Origin of the sequence: Hyunsoonleella rubra, assembly GCF_042684665.1 — a bacterium.
In the GTDB taxonomy this organism is placed as follows: Bacteria; Bacteroidota; Bacteroidia; order Flavobacteriales; family Flavobacteriaceae; genus Jejuia; species Jejuia rubra.
Genome location: NZ_JBHULY010000019.1, coordinates 70899 through 92838, shown reverse-complemented (window position 1 = coordinate 92838; position 21940 = coordinate 70899). Strand labels below are relative to the sequence as shown.

Sequence of the window (21940 nt, the reverse complement as noted above, 5' to 3'; positions counted from 1 at the left end):
AATCTCATGAAAATCAAATTGTTATTCACGCTTTTTTTTGTCCCATTTTCCCAATTCACTATAGCACAAGTTGGTATAAATACTACTACTCCAGATTCAGCTTTACATATATCTTCAAGTAATCAAGCTACTCCGGCTATTACTGATGGCATTTTAATTCCTAAAATTGATGAGTTTCCAGCTACCAATCCAGGTGCAAATCAAAATGGCATGCTTGTATTTGTAACTGGTAGTGGTACACCAGCAGAAGGGTTTTACTATTGGAACAATGCAACAACATCATGGATTCCATTTGTTAAACAAATAGACGACCTATCTGATGGAAAATCTGATATTGATGGATCAAATAATGGTTCATCGCTATTTTTAGGTATTGGTGCTGGTAATGCTGATGACGCTTCACATAACAGAAATATTGGTATAGGACTGAATGCCTTAAATGATGTTGTTGGAAATACAGCTAGTGAAGGCGAACAGAATATTGCTATAGGATTTCAATCTTTACAATTAAATACTTCTGGCAGTTACAACGTCGCTATAGGTTCATCTACTCTAGACGCAAACACTTCTGGAAGAAACAATACAGCTATAGGACATAATGTCCTAACTAATAACGTTGATGGCTTGAGGAATACCGCTATTGGTTTTGCCGCATTAGTTGCAAATACTTCTGGAAGAAATAATTCAGCCATTGGAGGAAATGCGCTTAACAGTAATACTACTGGTTCATCAAATGTAGCTATAGGTGCGTTTTCTTTAGGAGAAAATATATTTGGAATAAACAATTCTTCTATTGGAAACCAATCTCTTAGATTTAACATTTATGGAGATAACAATACAGCTGTAGGGGATTATGCTGGAAGATCGTTAGATGATGACAATGCATCGGATTTAAATAATGATAGAAACGTGTTTATTGGAGCTAGTTCAGGAAATTCTGATGTAAACTCATCAAATAATGTATACATAGGATTTGAAGCTGGTGGTGGTAATTATGACCCCGAAACCAATACTGGAACTGCTGAAAATAAATCGGGAAATGTTTTTATTGGTTATCAATCTGGAATGCAAGAATCTGGAAATAATAAATTATATATTGACAACTCAAATACTACAGCCCCATTAATCTATGGGGATTTTCAAACTAATAATATTGAAATCAATGGCGATTTAAAGGTAGCAGACCAAAATGTATTTAAATCTGGTAGGTTTACTGCTGCACAAGCAAGCGCATTAACCGCAGTTAATGGAGACTTTATTTATGTAACCTCTACTAATGCTACATTTACAACAATTGGTTTTTGGGGATATGAAGGTGGCACTTGGGTAAAACTTTAGTCAAATTTCATGTAAGCATAGAAACATTCAACTATAATACTTCTATTAGGCAATAACTTTTTGTAGCTTTGGTACTCTATCAAAACACACAAAATGTCAAACCAAAAACGCCTTTTTTTAGTTGATGCCTATGCCTTAATTTTCCGTGGGTATTACGCATTTATCAAAAACCCAAGAATCAATTCCAAAGGGCAAGATACCTCGGCCATTATGGGGTTTATGAATTCCCTTTTGGATGTGATAAAACGGGAGCGCCCCGACCATTTGGCTGTGTGTTTTGATAAAGGTGGCAGTACAGACCGTGTGGAAATGTACGGGGAATACAAAGCCAATAGAGACGCCACCCCTGAAGGCATCACAACCGCCATTCCCCATATTTACAATATTTTGAAAGCGATGCACATCCCAATTATGGTAAAGGAGGGGTATGAGGCTGACGACGTTATTGGCACCCTATCTCGTCAGGCGGAAAAGGAAGGTTACAAGACCTATATGGTCACACCAGATAAAGATTTTGCACAATTGGTGACAGAAAATGTGTTTATGTATCGCCCCGTTTTTGGAGGCGGTTACGAAACATGGGGTATTCCCGAAGTGAAGAAAAAGTTTGAAGTGGAAGACCCGATGCAAGTCATAGACTTTTTGGGTATGATGGGAGACAGTAGCGACAATATTCCAGGACTTCCCGGGGTAGGTGAAAAAACAGCGAAAAAATTCATAGCCCAGTTTGGAAGCATGGAAGGCCTTTTGGCCAATACCGACCAGTTAAAGGGCAAAATGAAAGAGAAAGTGGAGGCCAATGGCAAATTGGGGTTACTTTCCAAAAAACTGGCCACTATTATGCTGGATGTTCCTGTAGAATTTGACGCAAAGGATTTTGAATTGGACCATCCCGATGTTGAAAAAGTAAAAGAAATTTTTCAAGAACTGGAGTTTCGACGTTTGACCGAAAACTTTTTGAAGACTTTCGCCAACGATAGTAGTGCTTCAACCAATTCAACTCCTCAGGAAAGCAGAGAACAAAAAACAGAACAACCCACCCCAAAAGAAAAAAAATCTGCAGGTGCTGGGCAGTTTTCTTTATTCGGGACGGATCCTTCAAACGACACCAAAGCTGATTCAGAATATACTAGAAAAACTGCCGAAACAACTCCACATTTTTATCAAAGTGTAAGCACTGGTTTGGCCACCAAACTATTCCTAAAAAATTTGATGAACCAAGCTTCGGTGTGTTTTGACACCGAAACAACGGACATTAATCCAATCACTGCGGAACTGGTGGGAATTGCCTTCTCATGGGAAGTTGGCAAAGGATTTTATCTCCCCTTCCCTGAAAATAAAGACGAAGCTCAAGAGTTAATTGAGCAGTTACGCTCATTTTTTGAAAGCGAAACCATTGAAAAAATTGGTCAAAATTTAAAGTACGATATAAAAGTTTTAGCCAAATATAATGTGGAGGTGAAAGGCAAGCTTTTTGACACCATGTTGGCGCATTACCTCATCAATCCAGACATGCGCCACAATATGGATGTATTGGCCGAAACCTATTTGAACTACACCCCTATTTCCATTGAAACTCTGATTGGCAAAAAAGGAAAAAATCAATTGTCCATGCGGGAAGTACCGTTGGACAAGCAAACCGAGTACGCTGTTGAAGATGCCGACATCACTTTACAATTGAAAGAGCATTTTCAAAATGAATTAGGCGAAGCCAATACCCAAAAGTTATTTGATGATATTGAAGTGCCATTACTTCGTGTTTTAGCCGATATGGAACTGGAGGGCATCAATTTGCATAAAGGGTTTTTAAATGGTCTTTCCGAAGAATTGGATAAAGACATAAAAGCACTTGAAGAAAAAATTTATAAAGAAGCTGGGAAGGAATTCAATATCGCCTCACCAAAGCAATTGGGTGTGATTTTATTTGAAAAAATGAAGTTGGTGGATAAGCCGAAAAAAACTAAATCTGGGCAGTATTCTACAGCGGAAGATGTGCTGAGCTATTTGGCCAAAGACCACAAAATCATTCAAAATATTCTCGATTTCAGGGGGCTGTCCAAACTAAAAAGCACATATGTAGATGCGTTGCCAACACAAGTTTTGGAGCAAACAGGACGTGTGCACACCGACTACATGCAAACGGTGGCTGCAACGGGCCGATTGAGTAGCAATAACCCGAACCTGCAAAATATTCCCATCCGTACAGAACGTGGGCGACAAGTTCGAAAAGCATTTATCCCCCGAAATGAGGATTACACCCTTTTGGCGGCTGACTACTCTCAAATCGAATTGCGTATCATTGCCGCACTTAGCAAGGAGGAAACCATGATTTCAGCCTTTAAAAATGGGGAGGACATTCATGCTTCCACGGCATCAAAGGTGTTTAATGTCCCAATTGAAGAAGTGTCTCGTGAACAGCGTAGTAATGCTAAAACGGTGAATTTTGGTATCATCTACGGGGTATCTGCTTTTGGGTTGAGCAACCAGACTGATTTATCGCGAACCGAAGCCAAGGAGTTGATTGACACCTATTATGCCACCTATCCAAAACTGCGAAACTTTATTCACGATCAAGTCGATTTTGCGAGGGATAACGGTTATGTCCAAACCGTTTTAGGGCGTCGTCGTTACTTAAAGGATATCAATTCCAGAAACGCTGTGGTCCGTGGTGCGGCCGAACGTAATGCCGTAAACGCTCCCATTCAGGGAAGTGCGGCTGATATTATTAAAATTGCCATGATTAACATCCATAAAAAACTCATCGAAGGTGATTTTAAAACGAAAATGTTATTACAGGTGCATGATGAATTAGTATTTGATGTTTACAAACCCGAGTTAGAAGACATCAAAACTCTGGTAAAAACCGAAATGGAGAATGCCTATCAATTGGATGTGCCTTTGGATGTGGATTTGGATATTGGCGATAATTGGTTGGAGGCACATTAATGTTTCCAACACCCCTAAAGTCCCCTCAAGGGGACACCACTCATGCCTTTAAAAATACTTGTTCGGGTAATAAAATATTGAATGAAGTGCCCTCTGTTTGAGTCAAAAAAACGAAAACCAATGTCCCCTTGAGGGGACCACAGGGGTGTAGTTCCAAAACTACCAATCAACGCTTCTTCTTACTCCTAAACTTAGCCTTATTCTTCCTTTGATTAAAAGGCACTGCGTCATCAAAGGTATGCTTGGGTTTTCCAGGTTTGTTTTTACGCCATTGTTCACTTTTCTTGGGGAGAAGTTTTTCCAATAGATCCTGGCGCCCGAGTTTGTTTAGAGTGTTTTTAATCCAAGCTTTGTTTTCGTCTTTATACCAAAAGAAAAAACGGTGCTGTTCTTCTTTTTCCTTGGCAGTTTTTGGGGTGTTTACCTTTTGTAATGTGTATGGATGATAACCACTGTAATAAATCACCGTTGCAACGGTCATTGGGGTTGGTGTAAACCCTTGCACCTGCTCCAATTGGAAACCCATATCTTTAGTTTCGGCCGCTAAGTTGGCCATGTCTTCCGCTTCGCAAGCGGGGTGGTTTGAAATGAAATAGGGAATCAATTGCAACTTCAACTTGTTCTTGCTATTGATTTTATCGAACCTTTCCTTAAACTTGTGGAAATAGCTAAAAGAAGGTTTCCGCATTAATTTTAAAACCGGATCACTAGTATGCTCGGGTGCTACTTTTAGTCGTCCCGACACGTGCTTGGTCATCACTTCTTCGGTATAATCATCCAATTCCTTTGCGTCCGCATTTTTATTGAACTCCGGCACCAGCATATCGTGGCGAATACCACTTCCAATGAACGATTTTTTGACCTTAGGATGATTATCGACGGCTTGATACAACTGTGTCAAAGGTTTATGAGAGGTATCCAAATTGCTACAAATTACTGGAGAAATACAGGAAGGTGCCACACACTTGTCGCAAATCTCCTGAACCTTGCCCTTCATTTTATACATATTCGCACTTGGACCACCGATGTCTGACAAATAACCTTTAAAATCTGGCATATTAGCCACAGTGTCCACTTCCCGTAACACCGATTCTTGGCTTCTAGATGCAATAAATTTTCCCTGATGCGCGGAAATGGTACAAAAACTACAACCTCCAAAACACCCGCGATGTATGTTGATGGAAAACTTAATCATTTCGTAGGCCGGTATCGGCCCGCGTTTGTTGTATTTGGGATGGGGCAAACGTGTATATGGCAATTCAAAAGAAGCATCTATTTCTTCTTCCGTCATTGTTGGATAAGGCGGATTAATCATCAAGGTTTTATCCCCAACGTTTTGAAAAATTCGCCTAGCGTAAAGTTTATTACTTTCCTGCTCGATAACTTTGAAGTTGGAAGCAAACGTTTTTTTATCATTCAAGCAATCTTCATGGGAAGCAATTTCAACATCCTCCCAATTTTTGTTTTTTGGGATTTTTGCTTCAGGAGGCAATAAAACAGCTGTTTGCTTTATTGTTGTAATACTGCTGAAAGGCACACCCTTTTGCAGCAGTCTCACAATTTCCCGAAGCGGTTGCTCTCCCATGCCGTACACCAGCATATCCGCTTTGGAGCTTTCCAAAATAGAGGGCATCAACTTATCGCTCCAATAATCGTAATGGGTGACCCGTCGCAAAGAAGCCTCAATTCCGCCAATCAAAACAGGTACGTCAGGCCACTTTTCCTTTAGAATGTTGGAATACACCGTGGTGGCATAATCCGGCCTAAAACCAATATCACCATTAGGGGTATAGGCATCCTTTTTACGTTTGCGTTTACTGGCGGTGTAGTTACTCACCATTGGGTCCATACAGCCTCCCGTAATCCCAAAAAAGAGCTTAGGAGCACCAAGCTTTACAAAATCCTGAAGATTATCATTGACGTTTGGCTGTGGTACAATGGCGACTCGAAGTCCATAACTTTCCAAAATACGCCCGATCACCGCAGGCCCAAAGGAAGGGTGATCCACATAGGCATCTCCGCTAAACAAAATAACGTCTAGTGCTTCCCACCCACGGATTTTAACTTCGCGGTTTGTGGTTGGCAACCAATTGGATAGCTTTAACTCTTGCATAGCCCTGCAAAAGTAGGTAAAAATCACTGCTTTTTGCCATCTGATAGGACACCATTAATGGATATACTTTATTTTAAAACTTCACCCACAGAATTTTATCAATAACTGGACATTCCGTGTAATACACTCTCAGCCTATTAGTTTCATCCATGGAATACTGTTTGGTGTCAATATTTGCAAAAGCCAAAACCGTATTTGATGTGTCGTCAGTATTGAAAGCCGTTACCCCAATAAATTCACCTCTTCTAACGTTTAAAAATACTGATTGAGAATTACCAGAAGCTACATTATAACTCATCTGAACACCTTCTTCATCAATAAGGTATGTAATTGGAAAAGAAGCGCATACGTCAAAATTATTATTAATTAATTCAATTTCAAATTTCAGTAAATCACGACTTTCTGCAAGTATCTCATCTTCATCACACGAGACTAGAACCAACCAAAATAAGGCTGTAAAAAAAATACATTTTATCGTTTTCATAACAATTAAAGGTTAAAAGTTATCAATATCAGGTTTGATAGTAACCGTCACAGTGATAGAAACATCAGTAGTAAAACGTACCGGATTATCGGAAACGGAGCCCTCATAGAAGAACCCAATACTTCTAAATTGGGTGATAGCATTGTTCACAGGACTAAAATCACCAGCCAAATTATATGCGGTATTGTTAAAATCGGCCTGGGCTAAATTGGTTTGTACCGTACTGTAGGATTCGCCTCCTTGGCCTACTGAGAACACCATTTCACCTTGTACATGTGCGTCTTCATTGCCTGTAACATTTTTGTAAAAGTATCTCACGGAATTGATTTCAATCTTAGTAATCTCGTCTGGATCTCCCAAGTATTCAGACACATTCGGGTCTTGGGTGAAATCCCAAAATCCCAGGTTCGATTTAAAATTTACGGCCTCTTCAGGAGAGGAAGCATTAGGCACGTTTGTTTCCAATTCGGTAATAAAGGTAGTTTGTACTTCAAACTCCTCTTCTATTAATTCTTCCAATTCTTCACACGATGAGCAAAAAAATATAATTGCCATCAGAAGCAGATAATATGTTTTCATGATAATAGCTTTTACGATTTAATACAAAGTTATTTCCGGCCCCTTGTTTTTCATATACCTAATTGTAGGTATTTGAAAGGTGAACATAGGGCTCTAGTTTTATCTAAAATTTTTAATTATGAAAACACTAGTTATACTGATTATGGGAATTCTTTTCTTTGGTTTTTCTCTAAACGCACAAGTCATAAGCCTTAAAGACATCTTTCCACAGTCCTCAAAAGATTTTAGAGCCAGTGTAAAGGCCGACCAATATGGAGGCAGTATCGCATTCAATCGTCCTTACAGAACCAATTGCGTGGGTACTTATAACATCAATTGGAAATTCAGTAAAGACCTCTCCACTTTGCAGGATGGTGAACGATTTGATATAACAATTACCTGTACCAGTTGCAATACTCCATGTGGCTATAAGTGGGGTATCGCCAACGTTTACGCGGCTAATAACGTAACAGTACTCGAAAGGTATCCAAACTACGTCTATAATGGAAATATTTCTCAAGTGAGCACAACGGCAAGCTCTTCAGGAGTACATGATTGGTACCCCGGGCATACTTCCCATACCTATACTTTTGTATATAGCAAGAAAAAAAATGCGCCCTTAACGTCCTTTAGGTTTGACTTTGCAGGCCATAAAGTATTTTACGTTTTTCAAGAAGGAGCCAAAGTTGGAGGCACTGTAAATTGCCATGCGCTACTTGGACTTGGCAAATTAGTGTACGGTTTGGAACTCGGCGCTTACGAAGGCTACGGATGGGACTGGATGGATAAAACCATTGGCTATGCCTTAAACCATATTAAAGCCTCCAATTGTTTAAGTGATAGCTTTTTAAAAGATTTAAAACGAAGAATGTACCAAGCCGCTAACACAAAGGTATTTCTAAATGAAATCCGCTCCTATTCACAAAAGTTGGAAATAGAGGCCGCAGCATGCAATTGTTGCTCGGGTAATTAATTTGAAAATTGGCTATCTTCGAAGATACTAGAATTTCACCATGAAACAGTGCTTCCTTTTCCTGGCAATTTGGGCAACTTTTGTTGGCTCTGCCCAGGAATTGGCTATAGATAGTCTCAAGATAGAGCTTAAGCATACGACAGATGTTTTTTCAAAAGCAAAAATCAATCTAAAACTTGCCCATTTATTTGAACGCGTTGATTTAAACAAGAGTATCCTTCATGGCCATCAGGCTTTATCATACCGTAACAATGATTCCTTGTTGGCTGAAACCAATAATCAACTGGGGAGAACCCATTTTTTTATTGGGCAATTGGATTCCGCCACTTATTTTTTTAAAAATGCAAAAGATATCCTCAAAACACTAAATGAAAATGAACGTGCGGCTATTATCAACATTAGCATCGGAGCCATCCAACTTCGGCAAGGCGATTATAATAGTACAATTGCCACTTTAACAGAAAGTGCCAGCTTTTTTGAAAGCACCAATGACCATCTGAATGCCGCTAAATGCTACAGCAACATTGCCAGTGCCTTTGCCGAATTGGACCTGTACCCTAAAGCTATTGAATACAGCCAAAAAGCCTTGGCTATTTTTGAAGATGAAAATCAAGTGCAACTCAAGCTTATCACGCTTCCAAATCTTGCTACGCAATTCTACAAAAATGGGGATACCTTGCAAGCTATTGACGCCAATACAAAGGCCGAAAAACTCGCTTTGGAACTTGGCAATAAGCGGTCGCTGTCTATCATTTACAACAATTTGGGCGAATTATACCTGGAAAAAGATTCGAAGAAGGCAAAAACCTATCTCGAAAAAACCTTGGAAATAAAAAAAGAACTAAGTCTTAAATCAGGGATGGACATTACCCAAAACAACTTGGGCTATGCCTATTTAAAACGAAAGGAGTATAGGACGGCCATTGACTATTTCAAAAAAGCAGAAAAAACTATCAAAGGGAAACAGTTGGTATCGGTATATAATAATTTAAGCGAAGCCCATGCAAAAATAGGCCAATTGGATATGGCTCTCGATTATGCAAAAAAGTCCAATACCCTTAACGACAGTATACTTAACGAAGAAAATCAAAAAAGCTTCCTAGAGATTCAAACCAAATACGAAACGGAAAAAAAGGAGAATGAAATCCTAAAACTGGAAACTGAAAATCTTGAAGTAAACCACAGGCGGCAACAAAACTTCTATCTCTTTATCGGTGCATTGTTGGCCTTCACGCTAGCTATTCTTTCTATTTATTTCTTACAAAAAAACGCCAAGCGAAAGCGTATCATTATGCAACAAAATCTAAAAATTAAAGAACAGGATTTTGACCAAATGCTTCAGGCCAAAGAACTGGAGGGCATTGATAATATTCTGGAAGCCCAAGAAAAGGAACGCTCAAAAATGGCCGCAGAACTTCATGATAATTTAGGGAGCAAAGTCGCCACTTTAAAACTTTTTTTAGAGAGTTATGATGAGAAGGATGATTTTTCAAATTATTACAAAAAATTGAAAAGTTTAATTGGCGACACTTATAATGAAATACGGAATATTTCAAAGAACAAAAACTTCGGAGCTCAGATTAGCAGTGGGCTTATTCCTTCTACACTTGCTATCGCAGAGCAAATTTCAGACACGAAAAAGGTCAAAATCGATGTCATCAATATTGATGTAAAAAAACGAATTGAAAATAATATTGAAATTCAAATATTTCGAATCCTGCAGGAACTCATCACCAACATTATCAAACATTCGGAAGCGAGCGAGGCTACGATTCAATTTTCAGAAGATAACTGTATGCTTAACATTATAGTGGAAGACAACGGCAAAGGTTTTAACCTCAATACCCAAAAATCTGGTATAGGTTTGGTTAATATTGAAAAGCGGGTGGAAAAAATGCAAGGCGATGTGGTTATAGATACCTCAATAGGTAACGGCACCACCATAATTTTAAATATTCCAACATGACCATAAAAGTTATCATTGCCGACGATCACCAATTGTTTATTGACGGGATAAAGTCTATCCTGCAGAAAGTAATGAATGTTGAAGTTATTGGAGAGGCCAATAATGGTTTAGAAGTCTTAAAAATGCTAGAAGGCGGTGTGCAACCTGATATTATTATAACAGATATCCGTATGCCTATTTTGGATGGTGTTGGATTGACCAGGCGTCTGACCTTGGAGCATCCAAAAATTAAGGTTTTAGCATTGAGCATGTTTGACCAAACTGTTGATGTTACCGAAATGCTTGATGTTGGCGCCAAAGGTTACGTCACCAAAAATGTAGATAAAGATGAACTGGAATTAGCTATTAACACCTTGGTAAAAGGGGAATATTACTTTAGCAAAAACCTACCGGAAAGCATCAAAGATTGGTTCAATAAAGAGAAAACAACACCACAAACTGAACTCACCAAACGGGAAACAGAAATTTTGCAACTGGTGGTAAAAGGGAGAACCTCAATTGAAATTGCTAAACATTTAAAATTAAGCAAATTCACTATTGACACCCACCGTAAAAACATCCATAAAAAGTTGGGTATTAAAAGTAACACAGGTCTGGTAAACTATGCAATCAAACAGGGCTTGAAATGAAATTATGCGAACGTTAGTTCAAGTAATTTTAGAGGAGCTTAGGAGTCTGCCAACTCTGTTTTATCCAGTTGCTATATTTCCTTGATAAATTTTGTACCAGGTTACGGCTTGTGGAGTTTTGACATACAAGTATTTGAAAAATGAAAATTCATTGAGGCTGTCTGAAAAGTCAATTTTTTGTCAACCTGAACTTGTTTCAGGTTCACATAATAATTGAAAATCAACATGTTGAGATTCTGAAATAAATTCAGAATGACACGTCGACTTACTTTTAAGACAGCTTCAACCGTCTAAATTAATACATTCTGTAATCTTTGGAATTCATTCCTAATCCCATGGAATATCGCTCCTCCCTTTTAGAAAAGGGAGGAAAATTTCGATGCATCGAAATTAGGAGGGTTTCTAAAAGCCTTACAGGCCTTGAAAACTCAATAAAACACCGTACTTTTGCACCGCTTAATTCGGAATTGTGAGCATCATTTCAAAAGACATATCGAAAGCCGTTGCACTGCTTAGCAAAGAAGAAGTCGTCGCCATTCCGACGGAAACGGTGTATGGTCTAGCTGGAAATATTTACAGTGAAAAAGCCATAAACGCCATTTTTGAGACCAAAAAACGCCCTTTTTTTAACCCGCTTATTGTACATATTCCCTCGGCTGAAAATTTAGAAAGCATTGTGAGCCATGTCCCTGAAAAAGCTAAGCAGTTGGCCGATACGTTTTGGCCAGGACCATTGACGTTGGTACTTCCAAAACAAGAGTGCATCCCCGATTTGATTACCGCAGGAAAAGATACCGTTGCGGTGCGTGTGCCCAATCATCCTACAACCCTACAACTTTTAAGTCAACTCCCTTTCCCATTGGCCGCACCTAGTGCCAACCCGTTTAGTAGCATTAGCCCAACTACGGCACAACACGTGGAAAGTTATTTTCAGGATAAAATCAAAATGGTGTTAGACGGCGGGCCATGTAAAAATGGTATTGAATCTACCATCATTGGTTTTGAGAACGACATGCCGATTATCTATCGATTAGGCTCTATTGCTTTGGAGGATATAGAAGCTGTGGTTGGCAACATACCTATTAAAAATAAATCAGAAACGCCGAAGAGAAATAAAGCCAAGAGCCATCCTGAAGCGCCGGGCATGTTGGATAAACATTATGCACCCGCAACAATGACAATACTCTCTGACAACATTTCAGAAGATCTCAAAAAATATAACGGCAAACGAATAGGCGTCCTAGCCTTTCAAAATTCAATTGAAAACTCTCGCATTCTGCATCAAATCCTACTTTCCAAAACCGGAAATATGGCCGAAGCCACTTCTAAACTTTACGATGCTTTGCATCAGTTGGATAGTTTAAATCTGGATATTATTATTGCTGAAATTTTTCCGGATTATGGTTTGGGAAAATCGATAAACGATCGCTTGAAGCGGGCCGCACATGGTTCTTAGTATTCTCGAACAGACACTTGTCAATTTTTCCCTTTTTCTTTTGAAGCTGTTAAAATTAGTAAGAAAGTAGGCGGTTCAACGACCGTTTTAATGTAGTTGTTGAAGAGATATGGTTTTAAAACATTCAATCATTATCGTACTGCTGGTTTGCGGGCTTAAATTACACGCTCAAACCTGTTGCTCGGGTGGGATTCCACTATCGAACAACATAGGCATGTCTGTAGAAGAAAAGGGCACTTTTCAATTGAGTCTTAATTACGATTACAACAACCTAAACACCTTAAATTCAGGCACTGAAAGTCTTGATGATAGTTCTAGGCTACGTATTACGCATTCTGTGTTATTTAATGCAAGTTATGCCATTACCAATCATTTATCTGTTGAAGGGCTGTTCACCTGGGTAAACCAACGTCGCAACATTTCCCAATTTGGAAATGAAACTTTGGACCAAACTTCTGGGATTGGTGATGGGCTACTTTTGGTGAAGTACAATATTAAAAACACCTTGGGCAAAAACAGCAATACGGAATTCGGCCTTGGTACTAAAATTCCATTGGGATCATCCACAGAAACTAACACACAAGGTATCGTTTTAAATGCCGATTTGCAACCGGGGAGCAATGCTTGGGATGTGGTGTTCTTTCTTTCAGCTTCAAAACAAACCAGTTTCAGGCCTTCGCTTTCCATATCCGGCCGGGCAATCTATCGTAGCACGGGAACAAACGATACGTATTTGGGAAATTCTTCGTATAAATTCGGTAATGAAATTCAAGCGTTTTTGGTGTTTTCAGACCAATTCAACGTTTTAAATACTTTGGCAAACCCTAATATTTCATTTAAATATCGGGATACCGCCTTGGATGAAATTGACGGATTTGATTTGGATAATACGGGCGGAAATTGGTTATTTATCATACCAGATATTTCCATTAACATTACTCCAAACCTCATATTTTCTACCCGTGCAGAACTGCCGCTTTATAGTAATGTGGATGGCACGCAGTTAACACCTACATACCGAATTACCACAGGATTTTTAATTAAACTAAAACCGAAACCAAAATTGTTAAACCTATAAAATATTGAGCTATGAAATCAAGTGTAATATTAGTGTTGCTTTTATTAGTCTTTGCATCCTGCAGTACCCCCAATGATAGCCCACCAAACGGACAGACCATTATTACACCCCCTCCTGCTTCATCAGATTGGACCATTCCCGTAAATTTGGTAAGGGATGGTGGCCCGGGAAAGGACGGAATTCCTTCCATTGATAATCCTCAATTTATTTCTGCTTCGCAAGCTAGTTTTTTAAATAATGATGATTTGGTAGTGGGTATTGTTAAAGATAATGAAGTAAAGGCTTATCCGCATATAGTCCTAGATTGGCATGAGGTGGTGAACGACGAAATTAACGGTGCATTTTTCACCCTAAATTATTGCCCCTTGACGGGCACCGCATTCGCCTGGGAAAGCAAAACGGCCAATACCCGAACCACTTTTGGAGTGTCTGGCCTGTTGTTCAATGCCAACTTGATTATGTACGATAGAAATACAGACAGCTATTGGTCCCAACTCCGTTTGGAATGTGTCAATGGTGAACTGATCAATGATGTACCGAAACTATATGGTGTGGTAGAAACAGACTGGCTCACATGGAAAACCCTCTATCCCAACACCCAAGTACTGAGTACATCTACCGGGTTTTCAAGAAATTATGGGGTGTCGCCGTATGGCGATTACGCTACCAACAACGGCCGCTTTATTTTTAGGCCGGAGATTACCAACCCCGCCCTGCCCAATAAGGAGCGGGTATATGCTATTATTGAAGAGGGGACTTCAAAAGTCTATCAACTTTCAGATTTCGAAGGTGGCAAAGCCATAAAAGACAGCTTTAATGTAAGGGACTATTTGATTGTTGGTAACCAAAACCTGATATACGGATTTGAGCTTAACGGCGACTATTTAGACCTAAATTTTGAATACAACTTTAGTGGTTCGGAGGGATTCTTTACGGATAACGAAGGCAATATATGGTCTATTTTTGGAACCGCCATTTCTGGCCCAAGAACCGGAGAAACCCTAACCCCTGTAACCTCCGTAATGAGCTATTGGTTTGCTATTGCGGCCTTTTATCCTAATCCAGAGATTTATTCCGAATGAATAGCATTTACTATCAACTAAGAAATAACCCTCAAATTAATAAAAAGTATTGGATAGTTGATTTCTAATTTGTTCGACATAAGGAAAGAGCCCGCGCTTTCATCTATTATTTACAGAACGTTCTATTTTGAACGATTACGGTCTGGGCAGAACCCTAAAAGTTGGAATTCACTATCAACACCCATATATTCTGATATAAAGTTTATTTCCTCCAACTGTTTCAACTTTGTAAAGATTACTCTAAAACTCAAATCGCAACTGCGCACTCACATTTTGCTTTTCCTCAGATTTACTTGGGTCATTTTTAGACTCGGCTTCCTTTTTTTCAGTATTCAAATTCGAAAGGGAAATCCCGAGCAAGCGTACCGAATTATTCAATTTCTCTTGGTACAACAAATCCTTTGTAGTTTCTAAAATCACACTTTTGTCACTGATATAATAGGGTAAGGTTTTGCTCCGGGTATTCAGGGTAAAATCGCTGTATTTTATTTTTAGGGTGATTGTTTTTCCTGCTACCTTACTTTTGGTTAATCGCCTAGACACTTCTTCTGCAATATGCTCCAGTTTTTCAAGCATAAAGATTTCGGAAGATAGGTTTTCGCTAAAGGTGCGTTCGGCTGCCAAGCTTTTACGGGTGCGATGGGGTTTTACTTCACTGGTGTGAATGCCCCGAACGATGTAGTAATAATATTTCCCAGATTTCCCGAAATGCTCTTCTAAATAATCCAAGGATTTTTGTTTTAATTCCAATCCTGTAAAAATGCCTTTTTGATACATTTTTTCTGCAGTTACTTTGCCAACGCCATAAAACTTTCGAATATCTAATTGCTCCAAAAACCCCAAAACTTCTTCGGGGTTTACAGTTTTTTGTCCGTTAGGTTTATTGTAATCGCTGGCTATTTTCGCAATAAATTTATTGATAGAAATTCCGGCGGAAGCTGTTAATCCCACCTCGTTAAAAATCCTCTCTCTGATTTCAGTGGCAATCAAGGTAGCGCTGGGATTACCTTTTTTGTTTTCGGTAACATCCAAGTAGGCTTCATCCAAAGATAGAGGTTCCACTAAATCTGTATAATCGAAAAATATGTGCCGGATCTGTTTTGAAATTTCGGTATATCGTTCAAAATTCGCCCTTACAAAAATTAGTTCTGGACAAAGTTTTGAGGCAAGTGTACCTGCCATAGCACTTTTTACACCAAACTTCCGGGCCTCGTAACTTGCGGCACTTACTACCCCACGTTTGCCACCTCCGCCCACAGCAATAGGTTTCCCCATTAATTCCGGATTATCCATTTGCTCTACCGAAGCATAAAACGCATCCATATCCACATGAATAATTTTTCGTATTGGTAAATCCGATGACATCCCGTAAATTTATGAATTCCTGCGAAGGCAGGAATCTTATAAAAGTTAAAAAGTAGATGCCCATTTTCATGGGGAGTAGTATGATAGAAATAGAACGTAAATTCTTGGTGAATTCAACAGCTTATAAGAACGAAGCAAAGTCTGAAATACGATTAGTTCAAGGGTTTCTAAACACTCATAAAGAACGGACGGTAAGAGTACGCTTAAAAGGTGTCCAAGGTTTTTTAACCGTAAAGGGGAAATCCACGGATGATGGTTTAAGCCGTTTTGAATGGGAAACCGAAATTTCAAAATCCGATGCCGAGAATTTGCTTAAATTGTGTGAGCCAACTATTATTGAAAAAATACGCTATGAAGTTGAACTTGGAACGCACATATATGAAATAGATGAATTTTTAGGTGACAATGAAGGTCTAATAGTGGCCGAGATAGAATTAGATTTTGAGAATGAAACCTTTGAGAAGCCTAAATGGCTAGGTGCCGAAGTTACCGGACAAATAAAATATTACAATTCGCAATTAAGCAAAGAACCTTTTAAAACCTGGAAAAAATGAAACTATCCATTATACTTTATTTAGGACTTGTATTAGCAATATTTGCTTGCAAACAGGACAAAACTACGCCAGATTCGGAGTTACAGAAACCCGTGATAGAAAAGCCTGTTAAAGTTCACGATCATGCTGAGACCTATAGTAAAGAGGTTGCGGAAGTAGCTGCAAAAACCGCTAAGGCTTTGAAAGCCGAATTAACGGCGAAAGGTTTTAAAATTTTTGATTACGTGGATGAGGCCACCCAGGACACCATTTTGATGCAACAGTATTTTATCGCCTTTTTGAAAACCGGACCTATTCGTGGACAAAATGAAGAAGAAACGGCCGAACTACAGAACCAGCATTTGGCACATTTAACTAAAATGTATGAGATGGGCTATGCTGATATCTCTGGGCCTTTTGGGGATGATGGTGACATACGAGGCATTACCATTTACAACGTACCGACACTGAAAATGGCGGATAGCTTGGCCAAATCCGACCCGATGGTAAAGGCTGGCCGATTAAAAATTGAAGTGCACCCTTGGTGGGCCGCCAAGGGATTTTCCCTGCGGTAATCATTTTTCTTAGGAACCAACTTTGGCAGAAACATTCTGTTTTTCAGTCTTTGTATGGTATTTGTATAGTTTTAAAGCACAAGGATTATCTATGAATTGAATAACTTTTGTGTAATATAGCTTTGCACAATATTTTCTGATGTTCCACAATACTAAAGCAAAAGGCAATTCTTGTCCCGCACTATTTTTTGGGATCATTGCGGTTCTAGCATTTTCTCAAAATGCAATTGCCCAGCTGGGCTTTTGCTCTGGTAATTCAGGAGACCCTATTTTTACTGAAGACTTTAGCAAGGGTACAATTAATAATTCTCTACCGACAGGGACGACTACCTATCCGTTTGCATCGGGATACCCTGTAGACGGTTTTTATACCGTAACCAACAATACATTTGGAAACTCATTCAATTGGCATGGTATTGTGGATCATACGCCAAATGATGTGGATGGGAAATTTCTTGTGGTGAACGCAGCGGCTACTGCGGGAGAATTCTACAGAACAACAGTAACAGGGTTGTGCGAAACAACAACCTATGAATTTTCGGCTTGGGTACTAAATTTGGTAATAGCCAATACCTTTTGCTCAACCCAGCCGGGAGGGACAATTCCGATAAACGTAAGATTTGAGATTTGGGATGGAACTGACACCAATTTATTGGCAAGTGGAAATACCGGAAATATTGTGGAAACAGCCACACCGATTTGGCGGGAATATGCACTTGTCTTTCAAACATTGTCCGCACAAAACACAGTAATTCTCAAGATGATAAACAATGGGCAAGGAGGGTGCGGCAACGATTTGGCCATAGACGATATTGAATTTAAATCCTGTGGAGACACTGTTACGGTAACGGATACTTCAAATAGGAGTGCCCAGAATTTGTGTAGTACACAAGCTCCTTTTGCAACAACTTTAAATGCTTTGCCCGATTTTGCGGTCTACAGCTCACATTTTTATCAGTGGCAATCGAGTACGGATGGTGGCGCTACATGGAATGATCTGCCAGGAGAAAACAATCAAACTCTTAATATTTCTGTTTCTAGCACGGCATATTACAGGGCTAAAATAGCGGAAGTTGCAGTCAATTTATCCAATGCATTATGCGTTTCCTTTTCAAACGAATATCGGGTTACAGTGAACCAATTACCTTCAATGCCCACATTGAATTGTTGGGAAATGGCCACTATTAATGAAACCACCTGTTCGTGGGACGTTACCGGAACGCAACCCGCAAGACCAGTCTTGGAATGTTGGGAAATAGCTACTTTTAATTCCACCACCTGTAGCTGGGAAATATCGGGAACCATGCCCATACAGCCAACGATAGAGTGTTGGGAAACGTCAACTTTTGATGCTAATAGTTGTGCTTGGGAAGTATTGGGTACGCAGCCCGAACAACCTACCCTTGAATGTTGGGAAACAGCCACATTTAATACCACAAACTGTGCTTGGGATGTTACTGGTAGCCAGCCACTACAGCCCACTTTGGAATGCTGGGAAACAGCAATGTTTAATAACTCTACCTGTATTTGGGAAGTATCGGGTACCGAGCCAGAACAGCCCGTGCTGGAATGTTGGGAAACTACTATGTTTAATGTTACAACATGCTCTTGGGACCTTTTTGGAACGCAACCATCCCAACCATTTATAGAATGTTGGGAGACCGCCACTTTCAATGACACCACTTGTTCATGGAATGTTTCAGGAACTCAGCCTACTATGCCAAGCCTAGAATGTTGGGAGACGGCTACCTTTAATACGTCTTCTTGTGCCTGGGAAATTTCTGGAACACGACCCGGAACAACCGTTGAAGAGGATTTTGAGCTGTGTGAAGGAGATGAATTGACTCTACAGCCTCAAACTAGTATTTCAAACCCTACATACCTTTGGAGTACGGGCGAAACAATCAGTAATATTGATGTGGAATCCCCAGGCAGATACGAAGTTCAAATTACAGGTGGGTCGTGTACTTTTGAGACCCAGATTTTTAATGTTGAGGTTTTAGAAAAACCGGTGATTGAAAGTATTATGTCAGATGGCAACGAAATTATTGTCAAAACTTCTAATACAGGAGATTTTTTGTATTCATTAGATGGCATTTCTTTTCAGTCAAATAATACCTTTTTTAATGTTGACGGTGGATTGTATTCAGTGGAGGTGAAAAATAGCAACTGTGATGATGAAAGCGTTCTACAACATCGGCATTTTTACATTCCTACATTTTTTACACCTAACAATGATGGTTTCAACGACACTTTCGATTTATCCGGACTTCAATATTTCACTACCTCTGAGGTTTCAATTTACAACAGGTATGGGAAATTACTCAAATTTTCAAGAAACAGTCCTTTTAGTTGGAATGGCACTTTAAATGGAGAGGATTTACCAAGTAGTGATTATTGGTATGTTATTACGATAGAAAATCAAATATTTACGGGGCACTTTACCTTGAAGCGTTAGAGTGTTATTTCAAAGATTCGTTTGGCTTCATTCCCAAACTCATCTACTACGGTAATGGTATGTTTACCAGAATCTGGTTTAATACCCAATTCATGAATGTCCTTTGTAGTACCGACAAAAGTTGCATCTATATACCAAAATATTGTGCTTTCAGGTTTGGAATGTGCTATTTTTAGAATAAGGTCGTTGGTTTCGCCATCAAAATCCTTTGGAAGAAATATTTTATTATTGGCTTTCGGATAAATAAAGTCAATTGAAGACACTTGTGCCCCTGTGCAATCTTCCCTAAACTTTGGCAGTGGTTTATAAAATGGATTTTTGGCTTTAAAATAATGGGCCATTAGAGGAGGTAATACAAACCAAGGTTTATGCTTGATTTTGGAAATATCTTCACAAGAGGTATTTACTTGATATGTTTCATTTTTATCCAAATGCACCAGAACATGGTATGGGCAAGGAGGCGTTTTCAATCCACTAATTTGAATATAATTGTCTGACACTTCATCACAATTTGGAGAAGCCCTATGTCCACTTTGCTGACAAATAGAAACTTGTTGCATTTCGTCATAAGGTATATCAAACCAATCGCTGTTGGGCAATACGTCAAATACATCAAACATGATTGGGGCCGCAGTTTGAACACCAACCAGCCCCGGTCGTCCCTCACCGTCAGCATTGCCCACCCAAACACCAACCACATAATCTTTAGTTGTGCCAATGGCCCAGGCATCCCGAAACCCAAAACTAGTGCCAGTTTTCCATGCAATCTGTTTTGAGTCATCAAAAAACTCCCAGCTTTCATTACTTTCAGGACGGTTGACCTCCTTCATGCTTTCGAATGTCAAATAAATAGAACCTGCATCAAAAAGGGTTTTCTCGCCTTTCTTTTTACCAAAATCTATAGTTTCAGAATATAAATATGTGGGTTCACAAAACTCATTTGAATAATACTCGCTGGAAGTTTCTGTAAAATGATTTAAAGTAGATGATAACGCCGCATAGCTTTTGCACAAATCCCAAAGGTTGCTTTCCGCTCCCCCCAAAATCAAAGAGAGGCCGTAATGATTAGCATTGAATTTTAAATCTTTCAGTTTTAAATCTTCTAAATAATGATGAAACCTATCTAGGCCAAAATTTTGTAACATACGGACTGCCGGCACATTTAACGACCTAGACAAAGCTTTACCGGCCGAAACAGCTCCATTATAGCTTTTGTCAAAGTTTTCTGGATTATAGTTTCCAAATTGTGTTGGTACATCGGCTATTAAAGTATTGGGAAGCAAGTCGCCTGTATCCAGCATAGCCGCATATAAAAAGGGTTTCAATATACTACCTGTACTTCTTGGTTTGTCAATAATATCCACGTGGTTTTGGTGCGCCCTATCCGTTGGTGTATTGCCTACATAGGCCAGAACTTTTCTAGTATGTACATTGAGAACAAGTACGGAGGCATTATAAATTTCATTTTGACTTAATTGCCTGTAATGTGTTTTAACAATATGGTTGATTTGATTTTGAAGTTGTATATCAACTGAAGTTCGGATGCTTTTCCCGTGATGGGATTTTGCTACGTTTTGAAGCAAGTGGGGCGCAATTTGAGGTAAAGGATATGGTTTTTCAGGTAATTCCTCGGCAATAGATAATTGGTAGGTGAGCGAATCTATAATTTTGTTGTTCAACAACTTTTTCAAAAGGCGGTCTCGTTTTTTTTGTAATCGTTCGCGGTTTTTACCGGGATAAATCAAACCTGGTGCATTGGGCAAAACGGCCAATGTAGCACTCTCGCCCCATGATAGAGTTTTTGGGCCCCGATTAAAATAGCGCCATGAAGCAGCATCCAGGCCCACAACGTTGCCCCCAAAGGGTGCATTGCTGGCATAAAGAGCCAAAATATTGGATTTGCTTTCCCTCAACTCCAATCGGGTAGCTAAAACAAGTTCCTTCAACTTTTCTAAATACGTACGCTTTTGGCCTTTTCTCGACAATCGAATTACTTGTTGTGTTAAAGTACTTCCCCCTCTTTTTATGCCATCAGATTTTAAGTTTTCCCTAAATGCTTTAAAAATAGATACAGGATTAAAACCTGGGTGCTGATGGAAATATTCATCTTCAAATTGAATGATACAAGTCTTAAATTTTTGGGAAAGCGAATCATTGTGAGGAAAGCGCCATTGGCCATCCTTTGCGATCTGCGCCCCTAATAATTCATTTTTGGAACATGTAATTACTGTAGCTGTTGGATCTTCAAATAATTGATTTGGTAAACAGAAATAATATCCCACCAAAAGCACGGCTAAAACTGTCGATTTAACTTTATGTTTTTTTATGAATTGGATATGAACAGTCATTTAAAATATATACTCTTGAAGTGACCATATAGATGTAA

General features: G+C 39.2%; 16 protein-coding genes. 11 read left to right on the top strand and 5 right to left on the bottom strand.

Annotated features, from left to right (window positions below; translation table 11 throughout):
• The first annotated feature begins 6 nt into the window (after window positions 1-6).
• Window positions 7-1338: a hypothetical protein gene (locus tag ACFSR8_RS10090; protein WP_380291623.1), complete on the top strand. Its 1332-nt coding sequence runs from the start codon at window positions 7-9 to the stop codon at window positions 1336-1338.
• Window positions 1339-1431: 93 nt separating this feature from the next.
• The gene (polA, locus tag ACFSR8_RS10085) at window positions 1432-4284 is read left to right on the top strand and encodes a DNA polymerase I (RefSeq protein WP_380291621.1); all 2853 of its coding nucleotides are present in this window, start codon (window positions 1432-1434) and stop codon (window positions 4282-4284) included.
• 166 nt (window positions 4285-4450) lie between these two features.
• On the opposite strand, the gene ACFSR8_RS10080 is transcribed toward polA, so the two are convergent.
• The 3 genes from ACFSR8_RS10080 to ACFSR8_RS10070 form a co-directional block, all read right to left on the bottom strand.
• Window positions 4451-6397 carry a YgiQ family radical SAM protein gene (locus ACFSR8_RS10080; RefSeq protein WP_380291619.1) on the bottom strand — a complete coding sequence of 649 codons (1947 nt, stop codon included), beginning with the start codon at window positions 6395-6397 and terminating at the stop codon, window positions 4451-4453.
• 73 nt (window positions 6398-6470) lie between these two features.
• The gene (locus ACFSR8_RS10075; protein WP_380291617.1) at window positions 6471-6881 is read right to left on the bottom strand and encodes a hypothetical protein; all 411 of its coding nucleotides are present in this window, start codon (window positions 6879-6881) and stop codon (window positions 6471-6473) included.
• A 12-nt stretch (window positions 6882-6893) separates the two neighbouring features.
• A complete protein-coding gene (locus ACFSR8_RS10070) occupies window positions 6894-7460 on the bottom strand; it encodes a hypothetical protein (RefSeq protein ID WP_380291615.1) in 567 nt (188 codons plus the stop codon).
• A 118-nt stretch (window positions 7461-7578) separates the two neighbouring features.
• On the opposite strand from ACFSR8_RS10070, the gene ACFSR8_RS10065 reads away from it, so the two are divergent.
• The 6 genes from ACFSR8_RS10065 to ACFSR8_RS10040 all read left to right on the top strand — a co-directional run bounded on the left by ACFSR8_RS10065 (window position 7579) and on the right by ACFSR8_RS10040 (window position 14623).
• Window positions 7579-8412, top strand: coding sequence for a hypothetical protein (locus ACFSR8_RS10065; RefSeq protein WP_380291613.1), 834 nt, complete (start codon window positions 7579-7581; stop codon window positions 8410-8412).
• A gap of 40 nt (window positions 8413-8452) precedes the next feature.
• The gene (locus tag ACFSR8_RS10060; protein ID WP_380291611.1) at window positions 8453-10378 is read left to right on the top strand and encodes a tetratricopeptide repeat-containing sensor histidine kinase; all 1926 of its coding nucleotides are present in this window, start codon (window positions 8453-8455) and stop codon (window positions 10376-10378) included.
• Window positions 10375-11007, top strand: coding sequence for a response regulator (locus ACFSR8_RS10055; RefSeq protein WP_380291609.1), 633 nt, complete (start codon window positions 10375-10377; stop codon window positions 11005-11007). Before ACFSR8_RS10060 ends, ACFSR8_RS10055 begins: the two co-directional genes overlap by 4 nt.
• Before the next feature lie 469 nt (window positions 11008-11476).
• The gene (locus tag ACFSR8_RS10050) at window positions 11477-12463 is read left to right on the top strand and encodes an L-threonylcarbamoyladenylate synthase (RefSeq protein WP_380291607.1); all 987 of its coding nucleotides are present in this window, start codon (window positions 11477-11479) and stop codon (window positions 12461-12463) included.
• A 214-nt stretch (window positions 12464-12677) separates the two neighbouring features.
• Entirely contained in the window at window positions 12678-13541 is an 864-nt protein-coding gene (locus tag ACFSR8_RS10045; RefSeq protein ID WP_380291605.1) for a hypothetical protein, read from the top strand.
• Window positions 13542-13552: 11 nt separating this feature from the next.
• Window positions 13553-14623: a DUF3179 domain-containing protein gene (locus ACFSR8_RS10040; protein ID WP_380291603.1), complete on the top strand. Its 1071-nt coding sequence runs from the start codon at window positions 13553-13555 to the stop codon at window positions 14621-14623.
• A gap of 240 nt (window positions 14624-14863) precedes the next feature.
• Here ACFSR8_RS10040 and dinB read toward each other — a convergent pair whose 3' ends face one another.
• Window positions 14864-15988, bottom strand: coding sequence for a DNA polymerase IV (gene dinB / locus ACFSR8_RS10035; RefSeq protein WP_380291601.1), 1125 nt, complete (start codon window positions 15986-15988; stop codon window positions 14864-14866).
• 80 nt (window positions 15989-16068) lie between these two features.
• On the opposite strand from dinB, the gene ACFSR8_RS10030 reads away from it, so the two are divergent.
• The 3 genes from ACFSR8_RS10030 to ACFSR8_RS10020 all read left to right on the top strand — a co-directional run bounded on the left by ACFSR8_RS10030 (window position 16069) and on the right by ACFSR8_RS10020 (window position 19554).
• Entirely contained in the window at window positions 16069-16542 is a 474-nt protein-coding gene (locus ACFSR8_RS10030; protein ID WP_380291737.1) for a CYTH domain-containing protein, read from the top strand.
• Complete coding sequence (locus ACFSR8_RS10025) at window positions 16539-17096, top strand: YciI family protein (RefSeq protein WP_380291599.1); 558 nt, start codon at window positions 16539-16541, stop codon at window positions 17094-17096. Before ACFSR8_RS10030 ends, ACFSR8_RS10025 begins: the two co-directional genes overlap by 4 nt.
• Before the next feature lie 139 nt (window positions 17097-17235).
• Entirely contained in the window at window positions 17236-19554 is a 2319-nt protein-coding gene (locus ACFSR8_RS10020; RefSeq protein ID WP_380291597.1) for a T9SS type B sorting domain-containing protein, read from the top strand.
• On the opposite strand, the gene pbpC is transcribed toward ACFSR8_RS10020, so the two are convergent.
• A complete protein-coding gene (gene pbpC, locus ACFSR8_RS10015) occupies window positions 19551-21902 on the bottom strand; it encodes a penicillin-binding protein 1C (RefSeq protein WP_380291595.1) in 2352 nt (783 codons plus the stop codon). The two genes, ACFSR8_RS10020 and pbpC, sit on opposite strands and share 4 nt — an antisense overlap.
• Window positions 21903-21940: the final 38 nt, after the last annotated feature.